Source organism: Nostoc sp. 2RC, from assembly GCF_014222165.1.
Classification (GTDB): Bacteria; Cyanobacteriota; Cyanobacteriia; order Cyanobacteriales; family Nostocaceae; genus Nostoc; species Nostoc linckia.
Map to the genome: position 1 here is coordinate 1 of NZ_JACKZU010000150.1, position 18,531 is coordinate 18,531.

At 39.5% G+C, this 18,531-nt stretch carries 17 protein-coding genes; 9 read left to right on the plus strand and 8 right to left on the minus strand.

The features are described 5' to 3' along the window. Positions 1-146: 146 nt before the first annotated feature. From GNE10_RS17780 to GNE10_RS17795, 4 genes are all read left to right on the plus strand, one after another. On the plus strand, positions 147-1,259 hold the full coding sequence (locus GNE10_RS17780; protein ID WP_185566318.1) for a hypothetical protein: 1,113 nt from the start codon (positions 147-149) through the stop codon (positions 1,257-1,259). 133 nt (positions 1,260-1,392) lie between these two features. Further along, positions 1,393-1,695 carry a threonine dehydratase gene (locus GNE10_RS17785; protein WP_185566319.1) on the plus strand — a complete coding sequence of 101 codons (303 nt, stop codon included), beginning with the start codon at positions 1,393-1,395 and terminating at the stop codon, positions 1,693-1,695. Between the two features lie 14 nt (positions 1,696-1,709). Continuing rightward, the gene (locus tag GNE10_RS17790) at positions 1,710-1,907 is read left to right on the plus strand and encodes a hypothetical protein (protein WP_185566320.1); all 198 of its coding nucleotides are present in this window, start codon (positions 1,710-1,712) and stop codon (positions 1,905-1,907) included. A gap of 6 nt (positions 1,908-1,913) precedes the next feature. Then, complete coding sequence (locus GNE10_RS17795) at positions 1,914-3,401, plus strand: acyl-CoA synthetase (protein WP_185566321.1); 1,488 nt, start codon at positions 1,914-1,916, stop codon at positions 3,399-3,401. 45 nt (positions 3,402-3,446) lie between these two features. On the opposite strand, the gene GNE10_RS17800 is transcribed toward GNE10_RS17795, so the two are convergent. Both GNE10_RS17800 and GNE10_RS17805 read right to left on the minus strand, forming a co-directional pair. Beyond that, complete coding sequence (locus GNE10_RS17800; RefSeq protein WP_185566322.1) at positions 3,447-3,851, minus strand: hypothetical protein; 405 nt, start codon at positions 3,849-3,851, stop codon at positions 3,447-3,449. A gap of 408 nt (positions 3,852-4,259) precedes the next feature. Next, entirely contained in the window at positions 4,260-5,594 is a 1,335-nt protein-coding gene (locus GNE10_RS17805) for an NAD(P)/FAD-dependent oxidoreductase (protein WP_185566323.1), read from the minus strand. A gap of 252 nt (positions 5,595-5,846) precedes the next feature. Between GNE10_RS17805 and GNE10_RS17810 the strand changes: the two genes are divergently transcribed. Beyond that, the gene (locus GNE10_RS17810) at positions 5,847-6,143 is read left to right on the plus strand and encodes a hypothetical protein (RefSeq protein ID WP_185566324.1); all 297 of its coding nucleotides are present in this window, start codon (positions 5,847-5,849) and stop codon (positions 6,141-6,143) included. Between the two features lie 36 nt (positions 6,144-6,179). Here GNE10_RS17810 and GNE10_RS17815 read toward each other — a convergent pair whose 3' ends face one another. The 4 genes from GNE10_RS17815 to GNE10_RS17830 all read right to left on the minus strand — a co-directional run bounded on the left by GNE10_RS17815 (position 6,180) and on the right by GNE10_RS17830 (position 10,298). After that, positions 6,180-6,872: a bifunctional 2-polyprenyl-6-hydroxyphenol methylase/3-demethylubiquinol 3-O-methyltransferase UbiG gene (locus GNE10_RS17815; RefSeq protein WP_185566325.1), complete on the minus strand. Its 693-nt coding sequence runs from the start codon at positions 6,870-6,872 to the stop codon at positions 6,180-6,182. Positions 6,873-6,953: 81 nt separating this feature from the next. Continuing rightward, on the minus strand, positions 6,954-8,081 hold the full coding sequence (locus tag GNE10_RS17820; RefSeq protein ID WP_185566326.1) for an HlyD family secretion protein: 1,128 nt from the start codon (positions 8,079-8,081) through the stop codon (positions 6,954-6,956). 365 nt (positions 8,082-8,446) lie between these two features. Beyond that, positions 8,447-9,184, minus strand: a complete 738-nt coding sequence (locus GNE10_RS17825; RefSeq protein WP_185566327.1) for a peptidoglycan-binding domain-containing protein — start codon at positions 9,182-9,184, stop codon at positions 8,447-8,449. Positions 9,185-9,515: 331 nt separating this feature from the next. After that, positions 9,516-10,298, minus strand: coding sequence for a hypothetical protein (locus tag GNE10_RS17830; RefSeq protein ID WP_311774820.1), 783 nt, complete (start codon positions 10,296-10,298; stop codon positions 9,516-9,518). A gap of 392 nt (positions 10,299-10,690) precedes the next feature. Between GNE10_RS17830 and GNE10_RS17835 the strand changes: the two genes are divergently transcribed. Next, positions 10,691-11,128, plus strand: a complete 438-nt coding sequence (locus tag GNE10_RS17835) for an Hsp20/alpha crystallin family protein (RefSeq protein WP_185566328.1) — start codon at positions 10,691-10,693, stop codon at positions 11,126-11,128. Positions 11,129-11,361: 233 nt separating this feature from the next. Here the strand turns inward: GNE10_RS17835 and GNE10_RS17840 are convergent, their stop codons facing one another. Both GNE10_RS17840 and GNE10_RS17845 read right to left on the minus strand, forming a co-directional pair. Further along, positions 11,362-11,565: an RNA-binding S4 domain-containing protein gene (locus GNE10_RS17840; protein WP_257207706.1), complete on the minus strand. Its 204-nt coding sequence runs from the start codon at positions 11,563-11,565 to the stop codon at positions 11,362-11,364. A gap of 442 nt (positions 11,566-12,007) precedes the next feature. Further along, positions 12,008-12,634 carry a class I SAM-dependent methyltransferase gene (locus tag GNE10_RS17845; protein WP_185566329.1) on the minus strand — a complete coding sequence of 209 codons (627 nt, stop codon included), beginning with the start codon at positions 12,632-12,634 and terminating at the stop codon, positions 12,008-12,010. Between the two features lie 390 nt (positions 12,635-13,024). Here GNE10_RS17845 and topA point away from each other — a divergent pair, with 390 nt between their 5' ends. The 3 genes from topA to GNE10_RS17860 all read left to right on the plus strand — a co-directional run bounded on the left by topA (position 13,025) and on the right by GNE10_RS17860 (position 18,520). Then, positions 13,025-15,187, plus strand: a complete 2,163-nt coding sequence (gene topA / locus GNE10_RS17850) for a type I DNA topoisomerase (RefSeq protein WP_185566330.1) — start codon at positions 13,025-13,027, stop codon at positions 15,185-15,187. Between the two features lie 99 nt (positions 15,188-15,286). Continuing rightward, positions 15,287-16,081: a methyltransferase domain-containing protein gene (locus GNE10_RS17855; RefSeq protein WP_185566331.1), complete on the plus strand. Its 795-nt coding sequence runs from the start codon at positions 15,287-15,289 to the stop codon at positions 16,079-16,081. Positions 16,082-16,306: 225 nt separating this feature from the next. Next, complete coding sequence (locus tag GNE10_RS17860; RefSeq protein ID WP_185566332.1) at positions 16,307-18,520, plus strand: phosphoketolase; 2,214 nt, start codon at positions 16,307-16,309, stop codon at positions 18,518-18,520. The last annotated feature ends 11 nt before the right edge of the window (positions 18,521-18,531 follow it).

The window sequence follows — 18,531 nt, forward strand, 5'->3', positions numbered from 1 at the left end:
TAAATATACAAAATATAAAACTATCAAACAAATCTTTACTTAAGGGCTTAACTTTCTAATTTTTACTTGATGTATACAACTTCATTACCAATTCTTAAATATCATCATTTACTCTAATTTTTGTTGTGCATCTCAGAGCGGTCTAAATGATATTTAAAAGAATTGTTTTGGTTGCTATCGGGCTAATTTTAGCAATCTTCTTCAGCAGTGTTACTCAGTTCAAAACCATTGCCCAATCTCTTACAGATTTAGATTTAGCTGCGTATTATGCTCCAATTCACTATCAAGATACTGATAGCACTAAGTATAGTGGAGACTATATCACGCGCTTTGATTACGATAATGATTGGCAGGGAACAAATAACTGGGATAATCTTTTTCAATTTGCTTTGAATGCTCATGGTTACTATTCTGTAGTTGAAAGTTGTACTCATTGGTTCATCACCTATTCTTTTTTCCATCCTCAAGATTGGACTGATATTCCCTTTGACCAAGAACATGAAAATGATTTAGAAGGTTTATTAACAATTGTTCGTAAAGATGGCTCAACTTTTGGCAAACTTGAAGGAATCGTAACTGTATTTCATCGAGACTTTTACTCCTATACACCAGTTGGTAGTCCCTTAACAAATGGTGCAGAAAATATTGATGGAACGCTGACTACAAGCAGCTACAGTGGTTCGCAACATCCGTTGACTTCTCAAGAAGCTAAAGGTCATGGTTTAAAAGCCTGGCCTAATGCTGGGGATTTTCAAGGGGCTAGCAATGAAGATGGAATTATTTACTATCCTTCTAAAACTACCACTGGAGTTCCTGCTTCTGGCAACGATCGCAATGTGCAATACTTACTCTTAGATGTATTTGCCTCCAATGGAATGTGGCAACATCAATTAAATGAAGCTGCATTACCAAGTTCTTCATCTCTCACTTTTGCTAGTTGGGGAACTTTTAAGGGAGATTCTAGTGGTGGATGTGGTGCTGGGACACCAACTTGTAGTACAAATTCTGCCAATACACCTTGGGGTTGGGATGATTCCAATGATGGTGGAGTATACAAAGGTGAAATGGCTTTAGATCCCGCTCACTTGACGGATGTTTATTTTAATGGATTGGGTAACTTTGATACAACCTACATCCGTAATAAATTTATTAAGGATTTGAGAGATAGGGGATATAACTCAGCAAATCTCCCGCAAGGCTGGCCTAGTCAACTCAACTTGAATTCTTTGATTGGTAAACTAAAAAACCAATGTTTTTAAGTATTGCTAAGAGGCAAGAGGCAAGAGGCAATAAGTTTTGTTTAAGGCTTATTTAGGATTGCAACAGCAGTAATTTGATTTTGGTTTGAAAATTCAGTCAGAATAATAATAGGCAATCATAGAGGATGATACTATGCTTCCCTTAACTCAAATTGTTCGTAATTTCTTCCTTCGTTTGGAAGGTTTTTTATCTGTTGTTTTCAAACCTTTGTTGAATTTTCTCAAAAACTTCTTTGCCTTTTTTACCAAGGTGTTCGGATTAAATAGCTCTAATTATTTCTTGGAATCCGAACAGACGGGAGGTATAAATAAACAAGAAAATCAAACGGTTCAAAATACCACCCCTGAACCTCCCACCGTTACCCGCCGTCGTCCCAATACCAAAAAAATTGATGATTACTATATCAATATGGCGCGTGAGGTGAAAAACAACTAATTAGCTATGGAGGCGTGCAGCTGTACGCCTCTACATACAGCAGATTCGGTGTTTATGATGTACAGCAACCGATTCAAATTCAAAGTTTAAAAACTATCCCTGAAATTGGTGTACCTGATGTACCTCAAAAGCGCTGTAATAGTAATTTATTTATGAATAATTCTCATATCAAATTGCTATATGCTTTGATTAAAGCAACTCTAAATCAATAAAAAAACGTGAATCTCCCATTAATTACTCGCGCTCAAGAACACAACGAAAAAATAGCGATCGTTACAACCCAAGGCGTTTTTACTTATCGAGATCTACTCTATACTTCAGGTCAAATTGCCACAAATCTTGTGGAAAATGCAGATGATTTACACGAGGAGCGAGTTGCTTTTCTCATCCCACCGGGATTTGAGTATGTAGCAACTCAATGGGGAATTTGGCGTGCAGGTGGTGTAGCAGTACCTTTGTGTGTTTCCCACCCGCGACCAGAATTAGAGTATGTGATTACAAATTGTGGAGCATCGATTATTATTGCCCATCCTGATTTTGAGGATACATTGCAAGCGATCGCCCAATCGCAAAATTTACGATTTATTCTCACTTCACAAGCCCTACCATCTCATATTGGTAACCTCCCAGAAATAGATATCGCCAGACGCGCCTTAATTCTCTACACCAGTGGTACAACCGGGAAACCCAAAGGTGTGGTTACAACCCATGAAAATATTCAAGCCCAAGTCACTAGCTTGGTTACCGCTTGGGAATGGACATCAAGCGATCGTATTTTACATGTACTGCCATTACATCATATTCATGGAATTGTCAATATATTAACTTGTGCTTTATGGGCTGGGGCACAGTGTCACATGTTGAGTAAGTTTGATGCCGAAGTTGTGTGGAATCGAATTTGTGAAGGTGACTTGACTTTATTTATGGCAGTACCCACCATATATGTGAAGCTGATTGCTGCTTGGGAAAAGGCAAACAGCAAACAGCAAAAAAGTATGTCAGCAGGCTGTGAAAAAATGCGCCTGATGGTTTCTGGCTCAGCACCTTTACCAGTTCATGTTTTAGAAAAGTGGCAAACCATTAGTGGACATTTTCTCCTAGAGCGTTATGGAATGACGGAAACTGGTATGGTGCTATCAAATCCTTTACATGGTGAACGCTTACCAGGATATGTGGGAAAGCCTTTACCTCAAGTGGAAGTGAGATTAGTTGATGAAAATGGATTAGTTCCACCAGAAACCCCAGGAGAAATTCAAGTCAAAGGGCCGACAGTATTTTTAGAATATTGGGAAAATCCCCAAGCAACCGCCAAAGGCTTCCAAAATGGCTGGTTTTGTACTGGAGATCTAGCCATACTTGAGAATGGCAACTACCGCATTTTGGGACGGATGAGTGTAGATATCATCAAAACCGGGGGATATAAAGTTTCAGCTTTAGAAATTGAAGAAGTCCTAAGAACCCATCCAGATATTCAAGAATGTGCAGTGGTGGGAATTGCAGACATAGAATGGGGTGAGCGAGTCTGTGCGGCATTATTATTGCAAGGCTCACAAACTTTGACATTAGAATCCCTCAGGAGTTGGGCAAAACAGCAATTGGCTGTCTATAAAGTGCCGACTCAAATTTTGATAGTTGAAGAATTACCGCGTAATGCAATGGGAAAAGTAACTAAGCCAAGTGTGATTGAGCTATTTCGGTCATCTTGAGCATAAATAGGGAACTGTTTACGAGCAACAGAAAATTCAGCTGATTCAATTGAGATCGTTAGGTGAAGATAATTGAATTACCTCAGTAAAACGTGAATATTTAACCACATCGGTAGGAGGATAATCTGCCGACACTGCAATTAATCCAATTTTTATATCCTCGAAATAAATCACACCCCCAATACGTCGTTCAACTTGGAAGGGGCCATGAAATAAATGATATTTTGCAATGTAAATCGGCAGAAAGTTAGTAATCTTGACTGTTCTGCCAAACATTTGCTGACAAGTTTTGTGGATAACACTATCTAAATATTGATTAGATCTAGGCTCACCCAGTTGGGTAAATTCTGGATAATCCGCAAAATGATCCATATAAAATAACCATATCTGGGACAAATCTGTTTCAATAGTCAGTTTTTGTTTGAGTTCTTGTAATCGGTCGATATTCATAGTGTGAATATTAATGAGGTGAAACGAACAGACAGCGCAATCTAATAAAAAATAACTTTACAATAAAAAACTGTAGCAATCCCAAATAATTTGTGAAATATTACATATTAGGGTTGTTGACTGTTGACTGTTAACCGTTGACGGGTAAAGGTTTTGTATTGTCCCCTTCCCCAATAAAGATGCATCCCTTTTCCCAACTCTTGCAAACAACACTTTTGTAACAGGCCTATTGGAGAGCCACTGCACCCTTGGGGGTAACGCCCGACTTGTTCGCCGGAAGCGTTCCTGTAGGGTAGCAAGTGGCCTGAGGTAAGCGGATTTTTCTTGTTTCCCCCTTTATCGGGGAAGACTAAGGGGGGAAACAATGCAATTAAAATTACAACCAATAACTTTTAAAACTCCTTCAACTTAGTTAGCAATTTGGGTTATGTTGTTAACAGTTTTTGCTTCTACATAAGCTTCTCTACCTGTAATCAATCTAGAGCGACGATTACGAGTAATGTAATTCCATGCCCACTGAAATACTACTAGTAATTTAGTGTCAAACTCGATTAAGAAGTAGATATGAACTATTAGCCAAAAGACCCAAGCCAGGAAACCTGTAAGTTTGAGGAAGCCTAAATCTACAATAGCTAAATTTTGTCCAATCATTGCCAAACTACCCACATGGTTGTAATGAAATGCTGGCAAAGTTTGACCCTGAAGACGTTTTTGGATAAGTCTAGCTACATACTCTCCTTCTTGTTTGGCTACGGGTGCAACGCCTGGTAGGGGGTTACCATCTTGATGGGAGAAGTTACCTAAATCTCCGACTACAAAAATGTTTTGATAACCCTTGATAGTCAAGTCTGGTTCTACAATTACACGTCCGGAGCGATCGCACTCTACACCTGTACGTTCTGCTAGGACTTTCGCCATTGCTGAACCTTGAACACCTGCTGCCCATAATATAGTTTTTGAGGCAATTGCTGTTACTTCATCACCTTGCTTGAAGGTGACTATATTATTTTCAATATTTGTCACCCTGGTGTTAGTTTGGATAATCACACCCAACTTTTCCAAGGATTTTGCTGCTACTTCTGATAAATCTGGTGAAATGTGTGGAAGAACGCGCTCGGCTCCTTGTAATAGTAAAATTTTCGCTTCTGATGTGTTGATGTTGCGGAAATCTTCTTTGAGAGTTTTGTATGCCAATTCGGCGATGGCACCTGCTAATTCTACTCCTGTGGGGCCGCCACCCACAATCACAAAAGTCAACAAAGCACGGCGTTTTTCGGGATCGGTTTCTTTTTCTGCTGCTTCAAATGCTGAAAATATTCGTCGGCGCATTTCTATTGCATCTTCAACAGTTTTCAAGCCAGGAGCTAAATCTTTCCAGTTATCTTTACCAAAGTAAGAATGGTTAACACCTGTAGCAATAATTAATGTATCGTAAGGTATTGCTTTATCGCCCATGATTACTTGCTGTGCTTTGGGATCGATATCATTTACTTCTCCCAGCAATACTTGTGTATTCTTACTTTTGCTAAATACAGCTCGCAATGGTGAGGAAATATCAGCAGGTGATAGCGTACCTGTCGCTACTTGATATAAAAGCGGTTGAAATAGATGAAAGTTACGTTTATCGATGAGGGTAACATTCACATTAGCTTTTGCAAGATGCTTCGCTGTGTACAGTCCACCAAAGCCTCCACCAATGATTACAACCTGATGTTTTCCATGATTGTCAAGTGTAGCTACCATACGAGATATTTCCTTGTGTTAAGAGACTTGTAACTTTTCTTAACAAAGTTGTAACAGTATTATGATGAAACTTACCGCTTATTTGGAACAATTAAAAAAATCATAAAAGTAGCAAAAGTTATTAACTGAACCCTAAACAACGCCCGTTCACCAGTCCCTTGCTATAAGTGGCGAGATTTAAATTTAGAACTTGGGTAGGATTTCAGAATTCTCAAGTGCTTTTATAAATGGGTGATACGGGAGATTGATTAAATGAATAAGATAATAGATTCAGATTTGCAAGGGACAGATGTAGAATTATTTCTGCAAGACATGACCACCGCTCAGGCAGAAACTTTAGTAGGGGGGTATTGTCAAGCTTATGATGGTTATCCCTGTGGTTATATCATCAATGTCACTGAAACTTTGAAAAAACCCAAAAATGCAGATGAAGATTCAAACCAGACTAATATTAGCAATCAAAAGATTAACACTATAGATAATTCTAGGAAAATTTATCTAAATGGGATGCCCATTAAAGGAAAAAGAAATATTATCTTCATTTGCTGATTAATGTTAATTAAAGTCTACCTTTAGAAACATCTTTTAAAGGCGATCGCCATATTGTCGTTCAAAGATAAATAAAATTGAAACTGGTTTTTTAGTCTTTGGGTGACAGGGTTCTATTAACTTCAGCAAACGGTAATTTTTTTGATGAAACTCACCAATCCATGATTCAATTGTTCTAAAATACCAAGGAGCAGGATGAAATGACTCTAATCCGATTCCTTGCCAAGATGTTTGACGCCAGCCATCAGTGTATGGATAATCACCGCAAGCCATCAAAGGATGAAGTGTTTGAATAATTATTTTTCCCTTATCGACTAACAAACTTTCACCTGCCTGAGCTATCTCCGTCACAGCACATTCTCCAAGCAGTGAAAAATTGCAAATAAAGCAGTCAAACTGGTTAATGTTGCCAAATTTCTGTGATGGCAAACCTGAGTAGGAAGATACAGCAAAACGGACATCACCAAGGCTTCGTGCTGATTCCACAAGTTCGGCAATGGCGTCAACTCCCCAGCCATCAAAACCGCGACGGAACAGTTCGCGGCACAACCATCCTTCTCCACATCCGATGTCTAAAAAGGTTTGCGGTTCAAGTTGAATCACAGCTTCTACAATTGCTTTATCTGTGACTAAAGCACGACTTTCAAGAAGTTGTTCGCGAACTACACGCGTCCATAATTTGGCATTTAGTATCCATGAATGAAGAATTTGTTGTTCGTTTCTATCCATATTGAACAATGTTATTTGCACCAACTACATAAAGTCCTTCTAACTGACTTCGTTTCACGAAAGCACTCAGGGAAATTATCATCACTGAGTGACTTCAGGGGGCAGTTTTATGCGTCCCAACATTCCTGGCATTAAATTTGTGGTTTTTTTAAGGGCTATTTTGGCAGTAAAACTACGACTGTTGGGGTTTGCAGAAGGAATAATTTGATTTACTTGTCCGCGCACAGAACCTTTAAGAGCATCTAGCTGCACTTGTACTTCATCTCCTTGTTTTACCAAAGACTTCATTGATTCGGGTACTACAACACTAAACAGCAAGCGATCGCTACTTTTCAATGTCACTAAAGGTTGTCCAAAACCTGCCATTGCACCTACTTTTGTATGTTTCTTAGTGACGACTCCAGCAAATGGAGCTTTAACAATGCTGCGGTTTAGATTAGCGATCGTTGGCTTTACTTCTGCTCGTGCTTGCTGGACTTGGAAACGCGCCTCCTTTACTCCTGCTCGTGCTTGCTGGACTTGGAAGTTTGCCTGTTTCACGGCAGTTTTGGCTTGCTCAATTTCCCCCTTGGCTTGTTCAATTCCAGCTTTTGCCTGTTGAATGCGAGCATCAATTAATGCCAGCTGTGTATTGGCTGTATCTAGTTGTAATTGGCTGACTGCACCTTCTTTTCGCAGCATAGCCATGCGTTGTTGATTTAACTGAGCGTCAGCTAGTTGTGCTTGTGCTTCCTGCAATTTGGCTTCGGCTTCTTGTTGATGAACCTTTGCTTGATTGAGTTGTGCTAAAGTTTGAGTCTCATTTACTAGGGCTTGAGTTTCAGCAGCAGTGGCAACTGTTACACTTGCCTGGGCTTGGGAAATCACAGCCGATGTTTGATTGCGTTGTGTCTGGATATCTTTGACATCAATAATGGCAATGATTTGACCTGCTTTAACTCTGTCGCCTTCTTGCACTGGCAAAGTTTTAATCTGTCCTATAACACGGCTTGTAGTTGTAACGGTTTCTACCGCTTCCAACGCACCATTCAAGGAGATTTTACCCAAACTTAATGGTTTCTTGCTCAGAGTCGTTTTTACTTCTACAGGTTTGATAATGCTAGTTACAGTAGCAGTAGATTCCGCAGAAGTAGAAAAAAACGATAACACAATAGCTCGCAAGCCTGTAATTCCTAAAAGGACTGCTAAAAAAAATATATCGTATTTCATTCGCTTACCTTTGCTGGGATACTAACCCAAGACGAATTGTGGGTGTAGGATTGAAAGTCATGGGTTAAATCCTCCAATCTGATGTGTAATTGACGCTTATTTTCAGATTGTCAGATAAAAGTAACACAAAGGCAACAGCTTGATATACAGCCAGTGTCTTCTTTGACTACGAATGAAAATATTTGCTAGCCCACCCGGTATTAATTGTTCGTTATAGTGAGGATTTATACGTGAAGTTACCTCCCCTTTACAAGGTTAGGGTGAGATAAAAAATATTGTATACATTAATTATGACTTTTCAAACATCCTCTAAATTACATAAATAATTGTGGTGGTTAACAGTTAACTGTTAACCACTTATTTGTTTACTTTTTATTCCAGATAGCAATAAATTCTTTATAAATGGCTGGGGTTATCTGACTTTGTAAGTGATTAAGTGCATCACGATGATTGAAATTGTTTTCATCATAATAAGTAAATACATTTGTCAGCTTTACAAGTTCAGGATTTTGATCGTTTGTTCCTCTCCATTTATTAGTAACCTTTTGTAAAACATCCTTGGGTAGATTTTGTTGTAAGTTATTTAGGGCTGCAATATAAGAAGGATTTTGAGGGTTCTTTTTGAATTGCAAGCACAAGTCTATCAACTTGGTTTGAGGCTGAGGCTGGGGTTTATTTGGCGTTAGAGTTGGTTGTTGGAGAATTTGACGCTGTTCAACATTAGCAATACCATTTTCAGTTAAACCTTGAGATTTTTGAAATTTCTTTACTGCTTTATAAGTGGCTGGCCCATAAAAAGGCTGATCCGCAGGAATTTCAGTATTGGTTGCAAAACCGTGAAACTTCAATCTATTTTGAAGCCCTTTGATTATATCCTCTATTACTTCTCTAGTTTGTGCATCAGCGTTACCATTAACTACAAGTTTTTGTGGATACTGTTTTTGAAACTTTTTAATGGCTTCTTCGGTGGGATCGTCCGTTAAAGGGTTATTATTTCGCTTCCAAGGAGCAAATTGAGCATCGGGATTAGGATCGATTTCAGGAGCTAAATATCCCAGTCCAATTAATAGATGACGGATGGCTTGAGGACTATATACAACCATGCTTTTGGTTCCTTCGCTACTAAATTTAAGTTGATGTATTAGAAATCTTGCAAAAATAGTTTTGTAATAGAGGTGTGGAAAAAGAAAAAGGTTAAAGGGAAAAGGTTTTTTATCCTTTTCCCTACTTTTGCAAGAAGTCTATTGTATTTTACAAAAAAAATTAGGGGTACATAGTCCACCCCTACAAATTGTATTATTCCAAACATATGGTGGCTCAGGAGAATCCACAGACTGTGGTATTTTTTATGACAGTGGGGGGAGGTGGGGAGACAAGGAGAATAAATTCAGAGGTTTCCAGTCAACAGTCAACAGTCAACAATTAACAATCTTTTTAAAGCAATCTCTTATCTTTGATTTGCTGAGATGTGGCTTCCATAAAGTTGATGAAAACCTGTATTATCTGATGAATTCCCTCGCTACCTCCTGCAATTAATCCTCCTGTTAATAAGGTATCTAAAGTACGAAAAATAACTAACTGTATTTGATTGTTTGCATCGATAATTACCAATGGTTCGATTGAACGAATACCTATAGCACTGATTAAAAGACCAAATAAAAGGGATGTCCAGAGGGCAATTGTTCGCGTATCGGCTTTATAGGCTGCTCTTTGGCGTTCTTTGACAGTTAAATCATCAATTTCTGGTTTGGCTACTAATAATACTTCTTCTTGGCTCTGGATGAAATTTTGGATAATTTGTTGTTCTAAGCTCATTCCTTCTGGCGGGAGAATACTGGCTTGGTTAGATTGAAAGCCAACAATGTTACTTTGTTGATTTTGCTCTTTGACTAGTTTTAATTTTTCATCAATGAGAATTTTTTGTCGTTGAATATCAATATCTAATTCTTCGACAATTGAACTGCGCCAAGTAGTTATAAAAACTTCTAAAGAACGCTCTAGCAACAAAGATATAAATAATGGCAGTGTCAGTATTTGTATAATATCATTCAGTCCAAAAGGTCTGAAAATAAATGGTTGAGATGATAACCAAGTTGAAAAAGTTACTACTAGAAAGCTAATAATAATTAATACAATAAACAGAGGAGATTCTGAAGAAAGCCTCAGCAAAGTTTCTATACTCCTTTGGGGTGTCACAATATCAGGTGAGAACTGCACCTGCTGAGTAACTTAACAAGGTTAATTTGATAGAACAGTAAATAATTGGGGTTGCTGAATGGATGATTGAGGCTGACACAGGGACACGGAGACGCTGCGCCTCTGGTCAATAGGCAATGGGCAATAGGCAACAGGGTTATAAAAGAGTAAATTATACGGAATTTTGTTCAAAAATAAAATAGGATTCTTGTATTAGTCGTTCTGGTTTACCGAACTGAACAAGTAGAGTAAACCGTAATCTTTTTTCATGCTTAACTTGGTGCGGTAATCCTCATTTTCTTGGTGATAATAACCGAATTTACAGCATTTTAAACTCGAAATAATATCAAAAGTAAGCACACAGACAAGTGCAAAAGCAAATAAACAAAAGCTAATTAATGAGAGGAAGAGTTATGGCAGTAGTTCGTTGGAATCCTTGGAGAGAAATCGATACTCTACAACGTCAAATTAACAATTTGTTTGAAGAGACTATAACACCATCTAATTCCTTTGACAGAAACTTAGTCAGAGTTCCGGCTGCGGAATTACAAGAAACTGAAGATGCTATTTATCTAAAACTAGAACTACCAGGAATGTCAACTAAAGACCTGGACATTCAAGTAACAGAAGATGCTGTTCACATTAGTGGCGAACGTAAATCTGAGCATCAAATTGAACAAAAAGGTACTATTAAGAGCGAATTTTATTACGGTCAATTTCAACGTGTAATTCCTTTAACTGCTAGAGTTCAAAATACCAAAGTGACTGCTGAATATAAAGATGGTATTTTGAGCTTGACACTGCCTAAAGCTGAGAAAGAAAGGAATAAAGTTGTCAAAATTAATCTGTAACAGCCTACGATTTAAGCAGTTGTGAATAAATTACTCTACCTCATTTAATTGATAAAGGGACTTCCAAGTAAAAAAATATTCCATAGAAGATAGTTAACCGTTGACTATTGACTATTGACTCTCAACAGTCAACGACCTGAACCGGAATAATTTATTTATGGAGTTCCCTAATTAATTGACATAGCTAAAAACCCGGCCATCAAAATGACCGGGTTTTTTGTAACTATTGTTAATTATTCAATGACATCACCGACTTTAAAAGTTTTTCCTGCCACTGTTACTTGGTCGGTTGACAGTAATTGCCGTCTTCGCCGCGTTTCAATTGTGCCATTGACTTTAACGTTACCATCAATAATCATCAGTTTGGCTTGCCCTCCGGTTGGGGCTATACCCACCAACTTTAAAAACTGGTTGAGTTGAATCATGTTGTCATTTATCAATACTAATTAATGTTGTAAGGGGCTTCCAAGTAAAAAAATATTCCATAGAAGACTGTTGACCGTTGACCGTTAACAGTTAGCAGTGAACACTGAACAGTCAACGACCTAAATCGGAATGATTTATTTTTTGGAGTTCCCTAAACAGTGGCGTTTGAGCAACGAACCCCAAACTTAACATTAGCATTAGTATACGTCATTAGAAAAAACGGTTTGAAATCAAGGAAGATGTTTTTATCCGGTGGTAAAAAACGAGAATATTGAGAAATTGCTCTAAAGTATTTGGAACAAAATGGCAAAGAAACTTGGTTAATTTAATCCCCGCCTTTTATATTTCATCATCCTTTTTTCAAACCTTTTTGATGGTTAGCTGCACTGGCTAGCATAACGACGAAGCTCAACGGATGCAATGAAGCATATTAGAACTATTCTTAGCAGCTTGTTAGCTTTTTTTGATTGCCCATTGCCTATTTTCGTTGTCGGAGTATATGAGAGTATATTTCCCTGAACTCACAAACTCATTTACAGCTTGATAAACTCCATAATGCCTACGATTTGGGTCTGGCTGCCAATCATCGCCTGCTATTATACCATCCTCTTTGACTTTGCTCTCTAGTAAATGCAATTCCTGTTTAGTATGTTCGTATTGATGAGATGTATCGATGTAAACCCAATCAAAATATCCATCGGGAAATGTGGCAACTACTTGAAGATCGTCGCCCACATGTATCAAAATACGTCCATCTTCAATTTCTTTTTTGAAGGTTTGCAGAATTGTTATTAAAGCATCAACTGTACTTTGATTACCGTTTGCCCATTCCCAACGATTTGACAAGAAATACCAAGGATCGACGAGGTGCAATTTTTGTGGCTGGGCATATTTGAGAAGAGTGGGGGACAGATGACCTTTGAATACTCCTAGTTCCGCACCAATTCCATTTTTCGGCAAAAATTGTTTTATGAATTCTATTCTTTTGCGTTTTCTGCGTACCTCTAATTGTCGATCCACATACTCCCATTTTTTTATGGGAGTGTGTTCTATCATACCTTTCACTAAACTAGTTAACATGGTATTACTCTCCAATACAGGATGGATAGAATCTTTTCATACAATAGATTAATTAAAAGCTTTTGCACAGTTTTTTTATGAGGCTGTACCAAATTTTTTGAGTTCTTATTTCTTTCTTTACCTACTAACTTGCGGGTTCTGCATTAGTGGTGGGTGTTTATGGGCTTTTAGTGTTTGTATTCGTAATTTATGAGGCACTTTCTGGGATAATTAATATAAATATGAGTAATTACTGAGAATTACGGCATATTTCTTCTTTTAAGAACAAACTTTAGCTCAGTGTAACAATTTTTAAATAAGCCAATTAATATAGTACCTTTATACTAAAATATGTGATTGCTTAGTGCGATCGCCACTGGCAATATCTCAGGACTATTCAACGCAGGTGCTATGCCCAAACGCCTCCTTGTGGTAGAATCTCCCGGAAAAGTCAAAAAACTCAGTCAAATCCTGGGTTCTGAATGGAAAGTTCTCGCTAGCTGCGGCCATATCCGCGAACTTAGCAATGAAGGAGAAGATTCACTGGGCTTCAGTATGGATGGTAGTCGGATTAAGTGCAATTATATTCCCCGCGACCAACGAGCAAAGGAAACTATTCAGAAACTAAAAGCCGCAGTTAAACAAGTTGATGAAGTTGTCATCGCCACTGACCCAGACCGGGAGGGAGAAACAATTGCTTGGCATATCAAAGAAGTGCTGGGATTAAAGGAACCAAAACGAGTAATTTATACAGAAATTACAGCATCAGCTGTGCGAGAAGCGATCGCCAAACCCAGAAAACTAGATTTAAACTTGGTAGGTGCGGGACAGTGCCGTGATTGTTTAGATAAGTTAGTGGGCTATAAAGGAAGTCCCTTAGTTTGGGCATTAAAGAACGGGGCAAAAAGCGTCGGCCGAGTGCAAAGCGCCACATTACACTTGATTTGTCAACGCGAACAAGAAATTCAAACATTTGTACCCCAAGACTACTGGAGTGTTTGGGTAGATTATGCCGAAGGATTTCGGGCTTTCTACAAAGGAACAGTTAATTCTGAGGCAGACACACCAGAACAAAAAGCTGAAGCTGATGACGATGCAGCCACAAATACTACACAAGCACCAGAAAGTAAGCGTATTCTCTCGGAAGCAGAAGCAAACAGGTTAGTTGCCGAAGCACGCCGCCATCCCCATCAAGTTATTAAGTTTGAAGGGAAAATAGTTCATCGCCAACCACCTCCTCCATTCACAACTTCTACTCTGCAACAAGCAGCTGGTTCCAAGCTGAGATTTTCTCCAGACAAAACCATGCAAGTTGCCCAAAAGCTTTATGAAGCGGGGTTAATTACATATATGCGAACAGATTCAGTGATGTTGAGTCCTGAATTTTGTGCCAGTGCGCGTCAATGGCTAGAACAAAATGACCCGCAGAATGTACCGCAGTCCTTAGCTAAACATCGCAGTGCTAAATCTGCTCAAGAAGCACATGAAGCCATCAGGCCAACAGATGTTTTCCGTCCTTCAGCAGAATTACGAGTAGAATTGCCAGCCGATGACTTTAATTTATACGTGATGATTTGGAAACGGGCGATCGCTTCTCAATGTCGTGCCGCCCAACTCCGCAAAACCCAAGTAATTACTCAATCTGGAAATCTGCTGTGGCTTTGTAATGGACAAGTAATTGAGTTCTACGGTTATGCCCGGTACTGGAATAATCTCAGTAAAGATACAGTGATACCACAGTTGCAACAGGGGCAGATACTAACATTAAAAGATGCACAGCATGAAAAGAAACGAACGCAACCACCGCCTCGATACAGCGAACCAAAACTAGTACAACTAATGGAACGCAAAGGTATTGGTCGTCCTAGTACCTATGCTCCCACCGTCGCCACCTTGAAAAAGCGCGATTATGTGCAGTTAACCAAAGATAGTCTGCAACCAACGGCTTTGGGTTTAGAAGTTGATGCATTTTTACAAAAAGCCTTGCCGGATTTACTAGAAGCGGAATTCACCGCTAAGATGGAAGATGCTTTAGATGCGATCGCCATTGGTAAACAAGGCTGGCAACAATATTTAAGCACCTGGAATCAAGAATACTTTGCCCCAGCTTTAGCAAAAGCCAAAACTGTGGCTGCAAACACAACATCTGCAAACAAAGCGTCACCCACAGCAGAACGCAAATATGAAACATCCAAAACTCGCTGCCCTGAATGCCAAAATTTTCTAGCTAAAATTAAGAGTACCAAAGTCAAAAAGAAATACTTCCTCAAATGTGTTAGCGGCTGTGAAAACATCGTGCTTTTTTGGAGCGACTTAAGCAAAACTTGGGAAGTACCGCGCAACAAAGTATCTAAGGAAGAAAGTCTTCCCAAGGCTGCAACGAAACTAACTTCATACTCTTGTCCAGTATGTAAAAAACCATTAGAAGAATACAGCTACATTAAAGAAGGACAAAACAAAACAATGCTACGTTGTTCTAACCCCCAATCCCGCCAAGACAAAAAACATCAACAAGTAGCTTATTTTTCTACACAAAAAGGTTGGTGGAGTCCTAAATTTGGCGAGTTAAATTAACTTCTAACAACTTTGACTAAATCAAACAGTAAGCATCATCTCCAGCATTCTAAAAAGGAGCATAAGATAAAACAAAACACATTCAAAAGAGATACTGCTATGTCATCGCAAAACTATGTTTTTCAAGACAATCAGCATGATACAGAACATATCCGGCTATCTGCAATCCAGGATGAGTTCGACCCTGATTCGTGTCGCAGGCTTTCTCAAATTGGTATTGCAGCAGGATGGTCAGCCCTTGAGGTTGGTGCAGGTATGGGCTCGATAATGAGTTGGATGGCGGAACAGGTGAGTGTTCAAGGAAAAGTAGTAGCAGTAGATATTGATACACGTTTTATCAAAAATACAAACCTACCTAACGTTGAAGTACGGTGTCTAGACATTGCAAAAAAAAAGCTGGATACCTCGTGCTTCGATGTATGCCATGCTCGTTACGTATTACTGCACATCCGCGATTGGAAAAAGGCTATTGAAAACATTTGGCAATCTCTTAAGCCAGGGGGTTGGCTAGTTATTGAGGAGCCAGATTTCGAGACATCCAAGGTAGTCGCTCACCCTGACAAAGAGTCAGTTAATCGCGTTAATAAAGCAATCTTGACAATGTATGAGTCAATGGGTATTGATCCTTGTTTTGGGAGCCGCTTACCTCAAATTTTCCAGCAGCTTGGGTCTGAGAAAATCATCGTTGAAACCTACCTACCTTTTGCAAATGGTAGGTCACGCATCTCCCAAATTATGAAGATGTCGGCACAGCATTTGGCAGAACGCTACATTGCAACTGGTGTGTGTTTGCAAGCTGATATAGACCGATACATCGCTGTGGCAGATGACCCGTCAGCATGGGCGTACTACTACACAACAGTAGCTACAATTGGGCGAAAACCCTTGGGTTGATCCGGCTTTAAGAAGCGAGCCTTCTATTATGTTCTACTATTTTTTTGCCACTTAAAAATATTTTTATTGCCTAAACTAACGTAATTTTTCGTTGGCAAACCATTTAAACTACTTATCCTAACGTTGCAAAAAAGCAATAAACTGTTACAACATCAAACGATGTAAAATTTTTGTTGAATTCAAAGAGCATCTACAGTTTTATTTCATCGTCATAAGGTACTCAGCATGACCGCAATCACCCCAAAGGCATCTTCAGCGCTTCCCAATTTTTCTGAAGGAATTCAATATTTTGGCGAAGCACTACCAGATTTTGAAACTTACGGTGCCACCCCTGCGATAGAATCGGGCAATGTGGCCATCGCATCTCCCACAGACAAAGCAGCAGTATATCAAACTTTGCTCGCTGCTGATGCCCTACGCTATCTAACTTTACAAATTACTGGTAGTAAAGCCTCTGGACATCCCGGCGGATTCGCCAGCCAAGCGGAAGCTTATGCATCTCTTGTCATGCTGGGATACAAGAACATTATTACGGAAGTGGGACACCATGCCCCTGGATTTTATAGTGCCATGTTCTTGGATCGATCGCTAGAGGACATGGGAATTTATACAGTCCAACAATTGCGCGATCGCTTCCGGGAAAAGCACGGTCTTTTAGGACACCTTTCTGGTTACATACCTGGTATTCTTGCACCTGCGGGGCCTTTGGGACAAGGACAACACTTTGCAATGGCGGCTGCACTGCTGCACAAAGATAAGTTATTTCCCTTCACAGTGGGCGATGGCGGATTGGGTGAGCCTTATATTGTAAGTGGAATTGCACATTTCCATACTGCTTATCCTGCTGCTACTAATTTCTTGCCGATATTAGTGTGGAATGGTTACAGCCAAGAACACCACAGCATGGTTTCTCTCAAAACTAACCAACAAATGCAAGCATATTGGCAAGGTAATGGTTTTGATGAAGTGGTGTTAGTGGATGCTAAGGATTTTGACGACCAAAATCAATCCGGTGATTATGTTGATAGTACGGCTTTTTCCTTTGCAAAGCGTTTGGAATTTACCCAAGCAGTACTTGAGGGTGTAGATAAAGCAGCGCGATCGGCATTGGGTGGCAAGCTTACTGTTTTTATTATTAAACAATTAAAAGGTGCAGGAGTCCACGCGCGGGGTGCAAAATCTCACAACCTTTATCCTAAAGATACATTGGATGCACCGCATATTGTCAGTGCCCTGAAAACTCGCGCTTTATCTGCCGCAGCTTGGCAATTAGTCAGAACAAACGCCGAACGCGCAGGTGGCGGCCCCGCAGCCAAAACAGTGGTGACAGAATTTGAATTAGCATTACCAGAATTAGGGGAATTACCTTTAGAAGAATATGCAGTGGGTGGGGAACCAAAAGTTTCTACAACTGCAATGGGAAGATTGGTAGGAATTGTTGGACAAAAAGATAAAAATTTCCTGGTCACCAACGCCGATGGTAACGAAGCATCAGGAATTGCTAATATCAACCAAGCATTAAAAATCATCCACCCCACAACCGATGATTTATATAATCAAGCCCCAAACGGACAAGTTTATGAACCTTTGAGCGAAGATGCTTGTGCAGGTTTAGCAGTTGGTTTGTCATTAATGGGTGCGAGGACTTTGTGGTGTTCCTACGAATCTTTTGCCATCAACGGATTACCAATTTGGCAAACCGTCACCCAAGCAATGGCAGAATTGCGCCGTCAAACTCCCTCTACTATTACTTTATTTACAGCCGGTGCATTAGAGCAAGGGCGTAACGGTTGGACTCACCAACGTCCAGAAATTGAAGCTTATTTTGCTTCCATGATGCGAAATGGCAATGTTTTTCCATTATTTCCCCCCGATGCTAACAGTATCCAAGTTTGTTATGACTGGGCATTGCAAACTAAAAATAAGGGAATTGTAATTACTGCAAGTAAATCACCATTGCCAATTCGTATTACTTTAGAACAAAGTCGCCAAGGTTTAAAAGATGGCGCAGTGGTATTGCATGAGGTTCCTGGCGATAAACAAGTTGTATTTGCTGTCATTGGCGATATGACATTAATGCCAGTATTTGAAGCCGCTACTTTTTTAGAAAATGAAGGTATTGGTGCAAAGATAGTTTCTGTGATTAACCCCAGACGTTTATATCGTCTTTATGATACTGCTTGGGATACTTGTTCCGAACCTGATGGCGATTTCTTAGATGATGGAAAATTTGCCGAATTATTTGATGGCGATGCGCTAATTGCTGTAACTGGTGGCGCACCTGCAATGCTAGAACCAATTTTGTTACGGAGTACAGCCAAGCGCGATACTTTTGCGTGGAGACGTGGCGAAACTACAGCCAGTGCTGGAGAGTTGATGGCCTTTAATGGCTTGACTGCTGAAACGTTGACCAAAAGAGCGATCGCATTAGTGCATTAAAACTATTGGGG